Consider the following 14,713-nt stretch of genomic DNA (forward strand, 5'->3'; position numbering starts at 1 on the left):
ATCCCGATACCGTTCTTATTGACATGCTTGTCATCAAGAACGCGCCTGAGCGCAAGCGCATTTAGGCGATCGGTTAAATTACCGTTTTACAGGGCTAGACCGGCGGCCTTGCCGCTGGCCCAGGCCCACTGGAAATTGTATCCGCCCAGCCAGCCGGTGACGTCAACCGCCTCCCCGATCGCATAGAGGCCGGGCACCGTGCGCGCCTCCATCGTCCGGGAGGAAAGGCCCGCCGTATCGATCCCACCGCCGGTGACTTCGGCCTTGGCGAAGCCTTCGGTGCCGTTGGGGTGGAAGCGCCAGTCGGCAAGCCGGGCTTCGGCCGCGCGCAAGGCCTTGTCGGTCATGCCGCCAAGCTCGCCACCGCCGCCTAGCCGTTCGCACAGGGCCGTGGCGAGCCTTTCGGGCAGCGCTTCGGCCAGCACCTTGCGCAGCGCCACGCGGGGCCGGTCACGCTTGGCCGCCAGCAGCCATTCGCGCGGACGGTCGGGCAGGAAATCGACGCCCACCGCTTCGCCATGGCGCCAGTAGGACGAGATCTGGAGAATGGCGGGGCCGGACAGGCCCCGGTGCGTGAACAGCGCGGCCTCGCGGAACGCCGTTTTGCCGGCGCGCGCGGTCACGTCGGCCGAAACGCCCGACAGATCGCGGAACAGGGCCTCATCCCCGCCCAGCGTCAGCGGCACGAGCGCCGGGCGGGGTTGCACCACTTTCAGCCCGAAGCGCCGCGCCAGATCATAGGCGAAGCCGGTCGCGCCCATCCTGGGGATCGACGGCCCACCGGTGGCCAGCACCAGCGACGGCGCGGAAAAGGTGCGGCCACCCGCCTCCACGCGGAACAGGCCATCGGCGTGGCTGACCTCGCCCACCGCCATGGCGCACAGCACCTCGACCTGCCCTGCCGCGCATTCGTCGAGCAACAGGGACACGATCTGCCGCGCCGAACCATCGCAGAACAGTTGCCCCAGCGTCTTTTCGTGCCAGGCGATGCCATAGCGGTCGACCAGCGCGATGAAGTCGGACGGGGTGTAGCGGCTCAGCGCCGATCGCGCGAAGTGGGCATTCTGCGAAAGATAGCGGTCATGCGCGGTGTGGATATTGGTGAAGTTGCACCGCCCGCCCCCGGAAATCAGGATCTTCCGGCCAGGCTCGTCCGCGTGATCGAGCAAGGCCACGCGGCGGCCGTTCTGCCCGGCGGTGGCCGCGCACATCAGCCCCGCCGCACCGGCGCCCAGCACGATCGCATCATGAGTCGCGGTCATGCCGGAACGCCGGGGTGGTCAGGATCAGATATGCAGCGCGCGCCCGTAGGCGGCGAGCACGCTTTCATGCATCGATTCCGAGATCGTCGGATGCGGGAACACGGTGTTGATCAGTTCGGCTTCGGTCGTTTCCAGCGTCTTGCCGACGACGTAGCCCTGGATCATCTCGGTCACTTCCGCGCCGATCATGTGCGCGCCCAGCAGTTCGCCGGTCTTGGCGTCGAACACCGTCTTCACGAAGCCTTCCGGCTCGCCCAACGCGATCGCCTTGCCGTTGCCGATGAACGGGAACGTGCCGACCTTGAGCGCATAGCCCGCTTCCTTCGCCTTGGCCTCGGTCAGGCCGACGCTGGCGATCTGCGGGTGGCAATAGGTGCAGCCCGGAATGTTGCCGCGATCCATGGCGTGCGGATGCACATCCTTGTTGCCCAGTTCCTGCGCGATGGCTTCCGCCGCGATCACGCCTTCGTGGCTGGCCTTGTGCGCCAGCCACGGGCCGGGGGTGACATCGCCGATCGCCCACACGCCCTTCACGTTGGTGCGGCCATGGCCATCGATCTGGATAATGCCGCGTTCGGCCTTCACGCCCAGCGTTTCCAGGCCGATATTCTCGGTATTGGGCGCGATGCCCACGGCGACGATGACGTGGCTGAACTGGCTTTCGACCACCTTGCCGTCCTTGCCCTTGATCTTCGCCTTCACGCCACTGGCGCTCACGTCGAGGCTTTCGACGCCCGCCCCGGTCAGGATCGTCATACCCTGCTTGACCAGCGCCTTTTCGAGGAACGCGGAAACGTCGGCGTCTTCCACCGGCACAACCCGGTCCATCATCTCGACGACCGTCACTTCCGTGCCCATATCGTTGTAGAAGCTGGCGAATTCGATGCCGATCGCGCCCGATCCGATGACCAGCAGCTTGGTCGGCTGTTCCTTAGGCGTCATCGCGTGGCGATAAGTCCACACGCGGTTGCCATCGGCCTTGGCGAACGGCAGATCCCGCGCCCGCGCACCGGTGGCAACGATGATATGCTTCGCGCTCAGCGTCTCCACGCCCTTGTCGCCGGTCACTTCCAGCTTGCCGGGCGCCTTCAGCACGCCGGTGCCCATGTGGACGGTGATCTTGTTCTTCTTCATCAGGTGCGTGACGCCCTGGTTCAGCTGCTTGGCCACCCCGCGCGAACGCGCGACCACCGCTGCGATGTCGGCGCGGATGTTGTCCGCAGCCAGGCCATAGGCCTTGGCGTGCTTCATGTGGTTGTACACTTCGGCCGAGCGCAGCAGCGCCTTGGTGGGGATGCAACCCCAGTTCAGACATATGCCGCCGAGCAGTTCGCGCTCGACGATCGCGGTCTTGAGCCCGAGTTGCGCGGCACGGATGGCCGCGACATAGCCGCCGGGGCCGGATCCGAGGACGATCAGGTCATACTGTTCAGCCATGTTCACTCCACTGCATCGATGGCGCGCGGCCGGCCATCATCGGCCAGCAGCACGAATTTGAATTGCCCGCGCGCGACATCGGTCACGCCTTCGCCATTGCGTTCGCGCCCTTCCCCCCGCGCGACGATCGTCAGCGAGGTGCGCCCCCGCGCAACGATTTCGGCATGGACGGTCAGTTCGTCGCCCACCGCCATCACGCCCGGAAAGGTAAAGTCGGTAGCGGCGACCACCACGGCCTTGCCCTTGCCCCGGCGCGAGGCGAGCGAGCCGGCGCCCAGCGCCAGCTGGCTCATCAGCCAGCCTCCGAACACCCCGCCATAGGGATTGAGGTCGGTTGGCATCGCGGTCACGCGGATAACCAGTTCCTCAGCCATGCGCGTTCTCTCCCACGGGAATCGGCGGAACCGCGCGCGGCTGCCGGCTCTCGTCGATGGCCACGAAGATGAACCGCGCCTGCGTCACCCGCTGCCGCTCGTTCCCCGTGCGCGGCCGCCGCCAGGCTTCCACGTCGATCACCATCGACGTGCGGCCCACCGAGGCGAGATCGGCATAGACCGTCACTTCATCCCCGATGTGAACGGGGTGGTGGAACTTCATGGCTTCCACCGCGATCGTCGCCGCGCGTCCCATCGAATGCCGGGTGGCGACGATGCCCGCCGCCATGTCCATCTGTGCCATCAGCCACCCGCCGAAGATGTCCCCGGCCGGATTGGCGTCCGCCGGCATCGCCGTGATGCGGATCGCCGGCTCCGAACCGGGCAGCGGCGGGTTGTCGACGTCCGACACGGCGGGGTCAGGCGACCAGGCCGAGCGGGTTTTCGATCAGCGCCTTGAACGCCTGCATCAGTTCGGCCCCGTCCGCGCCATCGATTGCGCGATGGTCGAAGCTGCCGGTGGCGCTCATCACCGTGGCGATCGACAGCGCGCCATCGACCACATAGGGCCGCTGCTCGCCCGCGCCGACCGCCATGATCATGCCCTGCGGCGGGGTGATCACCGCATCGAACTGCTTGATGCCGAACATGCCAAGGTTGGACAGCGAAGCCGTGCCGCCCTGGTATTCGTGCGGCTGCAGCTTGCCTTCGCGCGCCTTGTTCGCCAGTTCCTTCATCTCGGTGGCGATCGTGGAGATCGACTTGGCGCCGGCATCGACGATGATCGGCGTGATCAGGCCCGAAGGCGCGGCCACGGCCACCGAGATGTCCGCACGGCTGAAGCTGCGCAGTTCGTCGCCAGCGAAGCTGACGTTGCACTTGGGCACTTGCAGCAGCGCCTTGGCCAGCGCCTTGATGATGAGGTCGTTGACCGAGAGCTTCACGCCCTGCGCTTCCAGCGCCTTGTTGAGCTGGCCGCGCAGCTTGAGCAGCGCATCGAGCTGGATGTCCACCGTGAGGTAGATGTGCGGGATGGTCTGCTTGGCTTCCGTCAGGCGGCGCGCGATCGTCTTGCGGACGTTGTTGAGCTTCTGCGCTTCGTAAGGGATGCCGAAGTCGGGAACGCTGGCGGCAGCGACGGGAGCCGGCGCGGGCGCTGGGGCTGGGGCTGCTGCCGGCGTGGCGGCCGGGGCCGAAGCCACAACAGGCGCGGTCGCAGGCTGTGCGTCCGCGACGTCGGCCTTGACGATCCGGCCATTGGGGCCGGTGCCCTTCACGCTCGCCAGATCGATGCCTTTGTCGGCGGCGATGCGCTTGGCGAGCGGGCTGGCCACGACGCGGTCTCCCTTGGGCGCGGGCGCGGCGGCAGCCACGGGAGCGGGAGCCGGCGAAGGCGCAGGTGTCGCGGCAGGGGGCGGCGTGGTGGCGGGCGCGGGAGCCGGGGCGGCCTTGGGCGCGGGCGCGCTGGCGTCTTCGTCCTCACCCGCGAGCGTGGCGATCACCGTGCCGACCTTCACACCTTCGCTGCCTTCGGCAACGTCGATGGAAACGATCACGCCTTCATCGACCGCCTCGAACTCCATCGTGGCCTTGTCGGTCTCGATTTCGGCCATGATGTCGCCGGACGAAACCGTGTCGCCCACCTTCACCAGCCACTTGGAAAGCGTGCCTTCTTCCATCGTCGGCGAAAGCGCGGGCATCTTGATGGCTATGGGCATGGCGCAGTTTCCATCCTTGGTTATTGATTTGAACAAAAAGCAACCAAATGGGTTATTTCAGGCTGCCTCACCTCTTGTCGCCATTTCAACGGCCTTGCCTTGCGGGTCAAGTGGCTTGAGGCTTGCCCTGCATACGAATTTGCCGGTAGAGAGGTCCGGGAAGGAAAAGGCCATGCTTCAGCAGCGTGTCTACCTGGTCATTATGGACGAAACGGACGAGGCGCGGCAAGCGCTGCGTTTCGCCGCCCGACGCGCCGTTCGCACCGATGGCACCGTTCACATCCTCGCACTCGTTCCGAAGCAGGAATTCGTTGCTTTCGCCGGCGTGCAAGCCACGATCGAGGAAGAGGCCAAGGATCGCGCCGAAGTGCTGGTCACTACCGCGGCCGGCAGCGTGGCGAGCGAATCCGGGCTGACGCCGATCATCTCGGTACGCCAGGGCAACGGCCCGGACGTCGTGCGCGATTACCTGCGCGAACACCCCGAAGTTTCGGCGCTGGTGCTGGGCGCCGCGGCCGACGGCGCGCCCGGCCCGATGATTACCCATTTCAGTACCCACGCCGGGCAACTGCCCTGCCCGCTGATGATCGTGCCCGGCGGCATGGACGACGAGGCGATCGACGCGCTGAGTTAGGGCGTCGCGGACGGGCGGCACCGTGTGAGAATACCTTGAGGAAAATCGCCACGGAACAGATCGCATCAGACTGGATCGCCTATGCACGCTATGACGCCAACAAGGCGCCGGACGAGGTTCATGAACGTGGCTGGCTCATATACGACACATGCCATGCCCAGCCGGTTGTGGCTTGGGAAGTTATCAAGGCGGTTGTCAGCCGCTACTCCGAAGGCGATCTATTCACGGATCGTGACACGGAAGCCAAACGCGTCCTCGCGAACACTGCCGCAGTACCTCTTGAGAGCCTTCTTGCCGAACACGGCGCCGACTTCATTGAGAGCCTGGAGGTTGAAGTACGGCGTGATCGCCGCATGTTCTGGACTGTCGGATGTGTTTGGCGAAACGGCATGACGGAAGAAGTCTGGACACGAGTGCAACGAGCGGCAGGCGGCACTACGCTATAGAGTTACCTTCGCTCCCCACGAGATTGCAGCCGTTCCGCCATTCAAAATGCGCGCTTGAAACGCAGACCGCCCACAAACGGCGATGGTCGCTCCTACTTGCGCTTGCCCTGATGACGGATATTCGACGGCCGCCCGCGCTTTCCGGTCATGAACTTGCCCTTGGGCTTCGGCTTGCCCGGAAGCTTGCCGCCGCGGCGCTCGATGCGGCTGACGCCTTCGGCCACGTCGACCGGTTCGAACTTCAGCGCGCCGGTCAGCGGGTTGGCCTCGGCCAGTCGCAGCTTGAGCATCATGCCCATCGCAAACTGTTCGCCGCTGCTTTCGCCTTCCAGCACTTGCGCCTTTTCGTCATAGACGAAGCGTTCGGCGCCCAGCACGGAAACGGGCACCAGCCCGTCGCCGCCCAGCCCGATGATCGTGGCGAACAGGCCGAACTTCTGGACGCCGGTGATGCGCGTATCGAACACTTCGCCCACCCGACCGGCCAGCCATGCCGCCACATAGCGGTCGATCGTTTCGCGCTCGGCTTCCATCGCCCGCCGTTCGCTGGCGCTGATCGCTTCGCTCACGCGGGCCAGATCGTTGCGGTCGCGGTCGGCAAGGCCACTCGTCGGCGGCAAGTCATGGTCCTGCGGGCGCGGCTGCTCCAGATCATAGGCATCGACCAGCGCGCGGTGGACCAGCAGGTCCGAATAGCGGCGGATGGGCGAGGTGAAATGGGCGTAGCTGCCCAGCGACAGGCCAAAGTGGCCGGCGTTGCGCGGCCCATAGTAGGCCTGCGTCTGGCTGCGCAGCACCGCTTCCATGACCAGCGCCTTTTCCGCCTCGTCGGTCACGTCCTTCAGCATCCGGTTGAACAGCGATGGCGTGATAACCTGCCCCAGCGCCAGCTTGCGATCGAACGTGGCGAGGTAGTCCTTCAGCGCAAGTAGCTTCTCGCGCGTGGGCGGTTCGTGGATGCGATAGACCACCGGCGCGACTTTCGCCTCCAGCGCCTTGGCCGCGGCGACATTGGCGGCGACCATGAAATCCTCGACCACGCGATGCGCGTCGAGCCGTTCGCGCAGAGCCACTTCGGCGATTCGCCCCTGTTCGTCGAGCAGCACGCGCCGTTCGGGCAGATCGAGTTCCAGCGGATCGCGATCCTTCCGCGCCTTTTCCAGCAGACGCCAGGCCTCCCACAGGTGCGCCAGGTGCGGCGCTGCTTCGCTGGCGTCGATCCGGCGCTGCGCTTCCTCGTAGGCGATCACTTCGGCGATCCGCACCCGCGCGCGGGTGAAGCGCCATGACGTCACGCGCCCCTGGGCATCGATGGTCATGTGGCACGCCATCGCCGCGCGGTCCGCGCCGGCCTTGAGCGAGCAGACATCCGCGCTCAGCACTTCGGGCAGCATCGGCACGACGCGGTCGGGAAAATAGACCGAGTTGCCCCGCTTGCGCGCGTCCCGGTCCACCGCACCACCCGGGCGGACGTAGAAGCTGACGTCGGCAATGGCGACCAGCGCGCGGACGCCGCCCTCGCCATCCGGCTCCGCCCAGATGGCGTCGTCATGATCGCGCGCGTCGACGGGGTCGATGGCGACGATCGGCAGGTGGCGCAGATCCTCGCGATGGTCCTCGCTCAACGGCAAGGCCGCCGCCCGCTTCGCTTCCTCGATGGCCTTTTCGCTGAACGCGAACGGGATGCCGTGCTTGTGGATGGCGATCAGGCTGAACGCGCGCGGGGCGAGCGGATCGCCCAGCACCGTCGTCACTTTCAGGCCAGAGCGGGGCGAACGCCCGGCGGGTTCCGCCAGCACCAGCTGCCCGACCTCCGCCTGCCCCAGATCGCTGATCGGCACCGCATTGCGCACGCGCTTGTCCACCGGGGCAAGCCATCCCTTGCCCGCGCCATCGATCTCGACCACGCCCAGCATCTGGTCGGTCTGGGCGGGCAGCTTCTTCATCGGATGGGCGATCCAGCTCTTGCCGGCTTCCTCGGTCCGCGCCAGCACCCGGTCGCCCACGCGCAACGCCTGCTGCCGCTGCTTGCCGCGCTGCTCCACCAGCCGCACGCGCGGCGGCGGCGCGCCGTCATCGGGATGCCAGCTATCGGGAATGGCGACCGCCTCGCCATCATCGATGTCCACCACGCGCAGCACGGTCACGCGCGGAACGCCGCCCATGCGGTGAAACGCGGTGCGGTTGCCGTCGATCAGGCCTTCCTCGGCCATGTCCTTGAGCAACGCCTTGAGCGCGATCTTCTCCTGCCCCTTCAGTCCGAACGCGCGCGCGATCTCGCGTTTGCCGGCGGGCTCGTCGGACCGGGCGATGAAATCGAGAACCTGCTGGCGCGTGGGCATGCCCTGCGGCGGGCGGGAACCATGGGAAGACGTCGAATGAACCATCGCCGGCATGTGGGCGCTTCACCGCGCCTTGGCAATGCGCAATCGCGAAGGCCGGCGCGGACCGGTCAGTGCGCCGAAGGCTCGAAGCCCCCACCGGGCAGGGCGGAAGCAATGGGACTTTCGCTGCCGTCCGCCGCTTTCGCGCTGACCCCGAAAAACCAGTCGTCTCCGCGCACACCATCGAACCGCACGTTGGTGCCGGTCACGCCCTCGCGGACTTTCTCCTGCCATGCGGGCGCATCCGTGCGCCGGCGCCAGACCGTGTAGCTGGCCGCGCCGTCCACCGGCTTCCACGCGATGTCGGTCCAGGTCGATACCGCCGCCTTGACCGTCGCCACGGGCGGCATCGGCGCGGCGGCCAGCGCCGCCAGCCCGCGCACGTTGAGGCGGACGACCTTGGCCAGATAGGGAAAGTCCATCTCGTCGATGGTATCGCCGAACTTCACCCCGTTCTCGGTGCGCAGATCCTGGTGCTGGTGCTCGTAATCCTCGACCGCCACGGTGAAGCGCACGGCGGGATAGCCCTTGTCCGAAAACGGCAACTGGTCCCCGCCACGCCCCATGCGGTCGGCGCGCCAGATCTGGCGGACTTCCAGTCCCGTGGCGTCGCTTGTGGCCAGCCCCGCCAGCCAGCGGGAAAGGTTGCGCGAAGGGCTGTCGTTCTCGCCCCCAAAGCGCCGCTGCGCCGCGCGGAGCGCATCGGTGCTGTCGGCGCGCGGCCCTTCTGAAAGGATGCGGACATGCGTATCGTCCTTCCACCCGTCGGACCCGCGCGATCCGCCGACGATGTCGTTATTGAACACCGCCTTGATCGTCCAGCCATGCTCTGCCGCGTAATCGGCCAGCAGCTTGCCGCCCAGCAGCCCCTGTTCCTCGCCCGAAAGGGCGGCATAGACGATCGTCGAGGGGAATTTCTGCCGTGACAGCACGCGCGCGGCTTCCAGCACCAGCGCGGTGCCCGATCCATCGTCGTTGGCGCCGGGCGCATCGATCGTGGCGTTGAGGACGTCCGACGCGCGGCTGTCGATATGCCCCTGCACGATCACCACCTCGTTGGGGCGTTCAGTTCCACGCTGGATCGCGACAACGTCGACCAGGCGCGTCGGTGTCGGCACGCGTTCGCCCTGCACCATGCGTTCGGGCAGCACGATCTCCAGGCAATTGCCGCAGGCCTTGGACGTCTTGCGGAATTCGGCTTCCGCCCAGGCCCGCGCCGCGCCGATCCCGCGTTTCGGGTCGGTCTGGGTGGACAGGGTGTGGCGCGTGCCGAAGGCCACCAGCTTCGCCACGTCCGCTTCAAGGCGTGCTTGCGAAATGGCGTCTTCGGGCGCCGCGATGGCGGGGGCGGAACAGGTGAGGGCGAGCGGGGCGATAATGGAAAGGCGCTTCATGCTGCGCAGGGTAACCGTTCGCCCCGGCCCCTCGCAAGCACCGGCAGGAAAAAGGGCGGAGAACCCGAAGGTTGCCCGCCCTTTTGGATCAGTACGCCCGCGCGATGAGGATGTGTTCGACCGCCGGTTCGCCCGTGAACGGGCACGGCCCTTCCGGCGGCGCTGCATCCATCGGCGTGTTGCGGATGGTGAGCTTTAGCCCCTTCAGCGTTTCCACGACCTTGTCGAGCGCCGCGCCGGTGGGGCGGGACCAGCCCATTTCCACCCAGCCGGGGAACTTGCGATCTTCGGCGAAATAGGCGGCAAGCCCGTCCAGATCGGTCACGTCGCGCACCACCTGCGCATCGCGCTTCGCCTGCGCTTCAGCGTACAGGCCTTGCTGGATGGCTTCCAACTCGGTCACCGCCGTCGCGACGAAATCGTCCTTGGCCTGCGCCACGAAGTTGGGCTTGCCATCCTCGCGCCACAACCGGTCACGGCGCAGTGCGCTGACCTGCCCGCCTTCGGCATCGCGGCCGCCGATTTCAAGCACCAGCGGCACGCCCTTCTTGACCCAGGCCCAGCGCTTGGCGGTGGCCTTGCCAGGGCGCTTGTCGAGCAGCACGCGCACCCGCTCGCCGAACGCCGATTGCCGCGCCAGCGCCACGCGCAGGCCTTCGCAATAGGCGAGCAGCGCCTCGTCGCCTTCGTTGTCGCGCAGCATCGGCAGGATCACGATCTGCTGCGGCGCCACCTGCGGCGGCACGCGCAAGCCGTCATCGTCACCATGGGTCATGATCACGCCGCCGATCATGCGGGTGGAAACGCCCCAGCTGGTGGTGTGGCACAGCGTCTGCTGGCCTTCCTTGTCCTGATAGCGGATGCCCGCCGCTTCGGCGAAGCCGGTGCCGAGGTAATGCGAGGTGCCGGCCTGCAGCGCCTTGCCGTCCTGCATCATCGCCTCGATCGAATAGGTCGCGACCGCGCCGGGGAAGCGTTCGTTTTCGGGCTTGGCGCCGGCGATGACCGGCATCGCCAGCACGTCCTCGGCGAACGAGCGGTACATTTCGAGCGCGCGCAGCGTTTCCTGCATCGCGTCGGCCTCGTCCGCGTGGGCGGTATGGCCTTCCTGCCACAGGAATTCGCTGGTGCGCAGGAACATGCGCGTGCGCATTTCCCAGCGCACGACATTGGCCCACTGGTTGGTCAGCAACGGCAGGTCGCGCCACGATTGAACCCAGCGCGCCATCGCCGCGCCGATCACCGTTTCCGACGTGGGGCGCACCACCAGCGGCTCTTCCAGCTTCGCTTCCGGATCGGGCACCAGCCCGCCCTTGCCGTCCGCGATCAGGCGATGGTGCGTAACGACCGCCATCTCCTTGGCGAAGCCTTCGACGTGGTCGGCTTCCTTGGCGAAGTAGGACAGCGGAATGAACAGCGGAAAGTAGCAGTTCTCGACGCCCGCTTCCTTGATGCGTTCATCCATGATCTTCTGGATGCGTTCCCAGATGCCATAGCCCCACGGCTTGATCACCATGCAGCCGCGCACCCCCGATTCCTCGGCAAGCTCGGCCTCGGCGATCACCGCCTGGTACCACTGGGCAAAGTCTTCGTCGCGCGTAACGTTCAGCGCGTGCTTGATCTTGGGCTGGTTCATGCCGCGCGGGTTAAGCGGCAATCGACAAAGGGGCAAGACGGTTTGCAGCGGTTCCGCACGGTTCGTGGCCCGGCGATCACGCCACCGGCACCCGCACCGGCCCCGCGCTCGCCGCTATTTCGTGATCTGGTCCAGCTTCTTCTGCATTTCGGCCATCTGCTTGCGCAGTTCGGCCAGTTCGTCACCTTCGCCGGCGGCGGGCTTTTCCGCTTCGCGCGCGGGGGCGCCCGGCACAAACGCGGCGGCTGCGGCCTTGAAGATTTCCATGTTGCGCTGGGCCAGTTGCGCCAGGGGGTTGGCGCCGATGCTATCTTCGATCGCCTTGCGCAGCTTGTTCTGGTTTTCGCGGAAATAGTCCATCGACGCTTCGAGATAGCCAGGCAGCAGCGCCTGCATCGAATTGCCATACATGGAGATCAGCTGGCGCAGGAAATTGGTGGGCAACATCTGTTCGCCCGCCGATTCCTCTTCCATGATGATCTGCGCCAGGATCGAATGCGTCAGGTCCGCGCCGGTCTTGGCGTCGATCACCTGGAAGTCGATGTTTTCCTTCACCATCTGGGCGAGATGGTCCAGCGTGATGTAGCTCGACGTCCGCGTGTTGTAGAGCCGCCGGTTGGCGTACTTCTTGATGATTACGGTATCGCCGTCTTTGGACTGGTTGGCCATCGTGGTGCGCCCTTCATGGTTTATCGGCGTCATTAGCAGATGCAGTATGTGCGGCGCAACACGGGGGCACAAGCCCACTTGCCTCAGGTTTGGCGGAAAAAGCGACGCCCGAGCAGGGTAAAGAGTTCATATTGAGACAATCCGCTGATCGCGGCCGCCGAAACGGGGTCATAATCGACCGTCAGCCAGTCGCCCTCGCCGCAACCGGGCGCATCGTCCAGCGCGACGATGGTGAGGTCCATCGAGATTCGCCCCAGCACCGGGATGGGGATTCCCCGCCATGAAAGGCCGCCCTTGCCCGACCAGCAGCGCAGATAGCCGTCGGCATAGCCCAGCGCGATCACGCCCGCGCGCATCGGGCGCGGCGCGATGAAGGTGGCGTTGTATCCCACGCCCTCGCCCGCTTCGATCCGGCGGACCTGCAGCACTGCCGCTTCGGGATAGGCGACCTGGCGGATTACCCCCGCCATTTCCGCGCGCGCGATCCCGCCATAGAGCGCCAGCCCAGGCCGCGTCAGGTCCGCGTGATAGGCGGTGCCGAGCATGATTCCCGCGCTGTTGGCCAGGCTGTAGCGCAGCGCCGATACCTGCCGCCGCACTTGTCCGAAACGGTTCAATTGCTGCGCGTTCTGGGGCACGTCCTCGTCCGCCGAAGCCAAGTGGCTGATGCAGCAATCGATGCTCAGCGCCTGCAGCACCGGATCGCCCAGATCGCCCATCGCCAGACCCAGGCGGTTGATGCCGGTATCGACCATGACATGACACGCGCCGCCGCCAGCGGCGGACCAGCGCCGGGCCTGCTCCAGCGAATTGAGCACCGGCCGCACGCCGCTTTCGAGGGCGAATGCCACGTCGGCATCGTTCAGCGGTCCATGCAGCACGGCGATCTGCTCCGCCGGCACATGCGGCAACAGCGCCGCCGCCTCGCTCCAGTGCGCCACGAACCAGTTGCGACACCCCGCGCGCGCCAGTTCCGGCACCACTGACGTTGCCCCCATGCCATAGGCATCGGCCTTCACCGCCGCGCCCGCGACCGCCTTGCCCGACCAACCGTCCAGCGTCCGCCAGTTGCGGGCGAGTGCGTCCAGGTCCAACCTCAGGCGAAGCGCGGCGGGCGGAACAGCGAAATGGGTGGGATCAGACGGCATCGTCACCATAGGCTTGTGGAGGACCGCCCTTTAGCCCCCTCATCGCCACGAGGAAAGCCACCGCCACCACGATCCAGGTGTACCAGAGACCCGAATAGGGATCGCCCGTCTTGGCCACGATCAGGCTCGATATGAACGGCAGGAAGCCGCCGAAATACCCCGTGCCGATGTGATAGGGGATCGACATCGAGCTGTAGCGGATGCGTGGCGGGAACATCTCCGTCAGCAGCGCGGCGACAGGGCCGTAGGTGAAGCCGGACAGAGCCATCAGCAGCAGTAACGAGGCGATGATTCCCGCAATCTGCACCGGGCCAGGGCGGACCTTGGTGAAATCATATCCGGCATCGGCCAGCATCGCCTGCAAGGCCTTGGCGCGCGCCGCCTTGTCCGTCCAGGGATAGGCATCGAGCTGCAGGACGCGATCACCCGCCCGCAGCGTCAACGCCGGCGCGGTCTTCAGGCTATAGGGCACGCCCGATCCCGCCAGATCGGCCAGCAGCTTTCCGCACTGCGTCGACTGTTCGGTCGAAAACGCGCTGAAGCTGCAATCCGGGCCAGCCACGGTGACTGGGGCGCGGCGTGCCTGTTCAGCCAGCGCGGGATTGGCGGAGGCGCCCATCAGCCAGAACGCCGGGAACAGCAGCAGCAGCGTGGCGAGATAGCCGATCACGATCGGCTTCTTGCGGCCGACCCTGTCGGAAATGTGGCCCGCCAACAGGTAGAACAGCATACCCACCGCCGCGCCCACGCCGACCACGATTTCGGCCAAGGTATCTTCCACGCGCATCGCCGATTTCAGGAACGAAAGGCCGGTGAACATCGCAGTGTACCAGATCACCGTCAGCCCGGCCGCGATGCCGAACAGCGCGATGAACAGGCGCTTCCTGTTGCCGGGATAGGTCAGGCTTTCGACAAAGGGGTTGCCGGCGATCTCGCCTTGTTCCTTCATCGCCTGAAACACCGGGCTTTCCGACAGTTTCATGCGCATCCACAGCGATACCACCAGCAGTGCCAGGCTGACCAGGAACGGCACGCGCCAGCCCCAGTCCTTCCACACCGCCTCACTCATCAGGCTCTTGCAGGTCAGCACCACGATAAGGCTGAGCACGAAACCGCCCACCACGCTGGCCTGGATATAGCTGGTGAAATAGCCGCGGCGGCCGGGTTCGGAATGCTCCGCCACGTAGACGGCCGCTCCGCCATACTCGCCGCCCAGCGCCAGCCCCTGCAGGATGCGCAGCAGGATCACCAGCACCGGTGCCGCCATGCCGATGGTGGCAGCGGACGGGATCAGGCCGACGCCCGCCGTGGCGATACCCATCAGCGTGACGGTAACGAGGAACGTGTACTTGCGGCCCAGCCGGTCGCCCAGAAAGCCGAACAGGATCGCCCCCAGCGGCCGGAACCCGAAGCCGACCGCGAAGACCAGCCAGAACAGCAGCATTTCCAGCGTGGCATTGCCGGTCGGGAAGAACGCCTTGGACAGGATGGCGCCCAGCGTGCCGTAGATGAAAAAATCGTACCATTCGAACACGGTGCCGGCCGACGACGCGGCGATAACCAGCCGAATGTCCGCCGCGCTTGGTTCAGCGCCCGCTGCTGCCATTGTCC

General features: G+C 66.2%; 13 protein-coding genes. 2 read left to right on the top strand and 11 right to left on the bottom strand.

Annotation, left to right across the window (positions count from 1 at the left end; genetic code table 11):
- Positions 1-86: 86 nt before the first annotated feature.
- The 5 genes from NMD1_RS16400 to NMD1_RS16420 all read right to left on the bottom strand — a co-directional run bounded on the left by NMD1_RS16400 (position 87) and on the right by NMD1_RS16420 (position 4,791).
- A complete protein-coding gene (locus tag NMD1_RS16400) occupies positions 87-1,262 on the bottom strand; it encodes an NAD(P)/FAD-dependent oxidoreductase (protein WP_125955620.1) in 1,176 nt (391 codons plus the stop codon).
- A gap of 24 nt (positions 1,263-1,286) precedes the next feature.
- Positions 1,287-2,699, bottom strand: coding sequence for a dihydrolipoyl dehydrogenase (lpdA, locus tag NMD1_RS16405; RefSeq protein WP_125955622.1), 1,413 nt, complete (start codon positions 2,697-2,699; stop codon positions 1,287-1,289).
- Positions 2,700-2,701: 2 nt separating this feature from the next.
- Complete coding sequence (locus NMD1_RS16410) at positions 2,702-3,073, bottom strand: acyl-CoA thioesterase (RefSeq protein WP_125955624.1); 372 nt, start codon at positions 3,071-3,073, stop codon at positions 2,702-2,704.
- On the bottom strand, positions 3,066-3,425 hold the full coding sequence (locus tag NMD1_RS16415; protein WP_125955833.1) for an acyl-CoA thioesterase: 360 nt from the start codon (positions 3,423-3,425) through the stop codon (positions 3,066-3,068). Before NMD1_RS16415 ends, NMD1_RS16410 begins: the two co-directional genes overlap by 8 nt.
- Positions 3,426-3,492: 67 nt before the next feature.
- Positions 3,493-4,791: a pyruvate dehydrogenase complex dihydrolipoamide acetyltransferase gene (locus tag NMD1_RS16420; RefSeq protein WP_125955626.1), complete on the bottom strand. Its 1,299-nt coding sequence runs from the start codon at positions 4,789-4,791 to the stop codon at positions 3,493-3,495.
- Between the two features lie 172 nt (positions 4,792-4,963).
- Here NMD1_RS16420 and NMD1_RS16425 point away from each other — a divergent pair, with 172 nt between their 5' ends.
- Both NMD1_RS16425 and NMD1_RS16430 read left to right on the top strand, forming a co-directional pair.
- Complete coding sequence (locus NMD1_RS16425) at positions 4,964-5,425, top strand: universal stress protein (protein ID WP_124807354.1); 462 nt, start codon at positions 4,964-4,966, stop codon at positions 5,423-5,425.
- Positions 5,426-5,460: 35 nt separating this feature from the next.
- Positions 5,461-5,871, top strand: coding sequence for a DUF6869 domain-containing protein (locus NMD1_RS16430; RefSeq protein WP_125955628.1), 411 nt, complete (start codon positions 5,461-5,463; stop codon positions 5,869-5,871).
- A 92-nt stretch (positions 5,872-5,963) separates the two neighbouring features.
- Here the strand turns inward: NMD1_RS16430 and NMD1_RS16435 are convergent, their stop codons facing one another.
- From NMD1_RS16435 to NMD1_RS16460, 6 genes are all read right to left on the bottom strand, one after another.
- Positions 5,964-8,267 (bottom strand): ribonuclease R family protein, encoded by a 2,304-nt coding sequence (locus NMD1_RS16435; RefSeq protein ID WP_125955630.1) that lies wholly within the window; start codon positions 8,265-8,267, stop codon positions 5,964-5,966.
- 56 nt (positions 8,268-8,323) lie between these two features.
- On the bottom strand, positions 8,324-9,649 hold the full coding sequence (locus NMD1_RS16440; RefSeq protein ID WP_125955632.1) for a M20/M25/M40 family metallo-hydrolase: 1,326 nt from the start codon (positions 9,647-9,649) through the stop codon (positions 8,324-8,326).
- An 88-nt stretch (positions 9,650-9,737) separates the two neighbouring features.
- Entirely contained in the window at positions 9,738-11,285 is a 1,548-nt protein-coding gene (gene proS / locus NMD1_RS16445) for a proline--tRNA ligase (protein WP_125955634.1), read from the bottom strand.
- Positions 11,286-11,399: 114 nt separating this feature from the next.
- Positions 11,400-11,954, bottom strand: coding sequence for a polyhydroxyalkanoate synthesis repressor PhaR (gene phaR / locus NMD1_RS16450; protein ID WP_125955835.1), 555 nt, complete (start codon positions 11,952-11,954; stop codon positions 11,400-11,402).
- 83 nt (positions 11,955-12,037) lie between these two features.
- A complete protein-coding gene (locus NMD1_RS16455) occupies positions 12,038-13,102 on the bottom strand; it encodes an alanine racemase (RefSeq protein ID WP_125955636.1) in 1,065 nt (354 codons plus the stop codon).
- Positions 13,092-14,708, bottom strand: a complete 1,617-nt coding sequence (locus NMD1_RS16460) for an MFS transporter (RefSeq protein WP_125955638.1) — start codon at positions 14,706-14,708, stop codon at positions 13,092-13,094. Before NMD1_RS16460 ends, NMD1_RS16455 begins: the two co-directional genes overlap by 11 nt.
- Positions 14,709-14,713: the final 5 nt, after the last annotated feature.

This window comes from Novosphingobium sp. MD-1, assembly GCF_001014975.1.
Classification (GTDB): domain Bacteria; phylum Pseudomonadota; class Alphaproteobacteria; order Sphingomonadales; family Sphingomonadaceae; genus Novosphingobium.

Excerpts from the sequence above, each read along its gene's own strand:
- NMD1_RS16400 (WP_125955620.1), bottom strand. The coding sequence starts at position 1,262 with ATGACCGCGACTCATGATGCGATCGTGCTGGGCGCCGGTGCGGCGGGG.
- lpdA (WP_125955622.1), bottom strand. The coding sequence starts at position 2,699 with ATGGCTGAACAGTATGACCTGATCGTCCTCGGATCCGGCCCCGGCGGC.
- NMD1_RS16410 (WP_125955624.1), bottom strand. The coding sequence starts at position 3,073 with ATGGCTGAGGAACTGGTTATCCGCGTGACCGCGATGCCAACCGACCTC.
- NMD1_RS16415 (WP_125955833.1), bottom strand. The coding sequence starts at position 3,425 with ATGCCGGCGGACGCCAATCCGGCCGGGGACATCTTCGGCGGGTGGCTG.
- NMD1_RS16420 (WP_125955626.1), bottom strand. The coding sequence starts at position 4,791 with ATGCCCATAGCCATCAAGATGCCCGCGCTTTCGCCGACGATGGAAGAA.
- NMD1_RS16425 (WP_124807354.1), top strand. The coding sequence starts at position 4,964 with ATGCTTCAGCAGCGTGTCTACCTGGTCATTATGGACGAAACGGACGAG.
- NMD1_RS16435 (WP_125955630.1), bottom strand. The coding sequence starts at position 8,267 with ATGCCGGCGATGGTTCATTCGACGTCTTCCCATGGTTCCCGCCCGCCG.
- NMD1_RS16440 (WP_125955632.1), bottom strand. The coding sequence starts at position 9,649 with ATGAAGCGCCTTTCCATTATCGCCCCGCTCGCCCTCACCTGTTCCGCC.
- proS (WP_125955634.1), bottom strand. The coding sequence starts at position 11,285 with ATGAACCAGCCCAAGATCAAGCACGCGCTGAACGTTACGCGCGACGAA.
- phaR (WP_125955835.1), bottom strand. The coding sequence starts at position 11,954 with ATGGCCAACCAGTCCAAAGACGGCGATACCGTAATCATCAAGAAGTAC.
- NMD1_RS16455 (WP_125955636.1), bottom strand. The coding sequence starts at position 13,102 with ATGCCGTCTGATCCCACCCATTTCGCTGTTCCGCCCGCCGCGCTTCGC.
- NMD1_RS16460 (WP_125955638.1), bottom strand. The coding sequence starts at position 14,708 with ATGGCAGCAGCGGGCGCTGAACCAAGCGCGGCGGACATTCGGCTGGTT.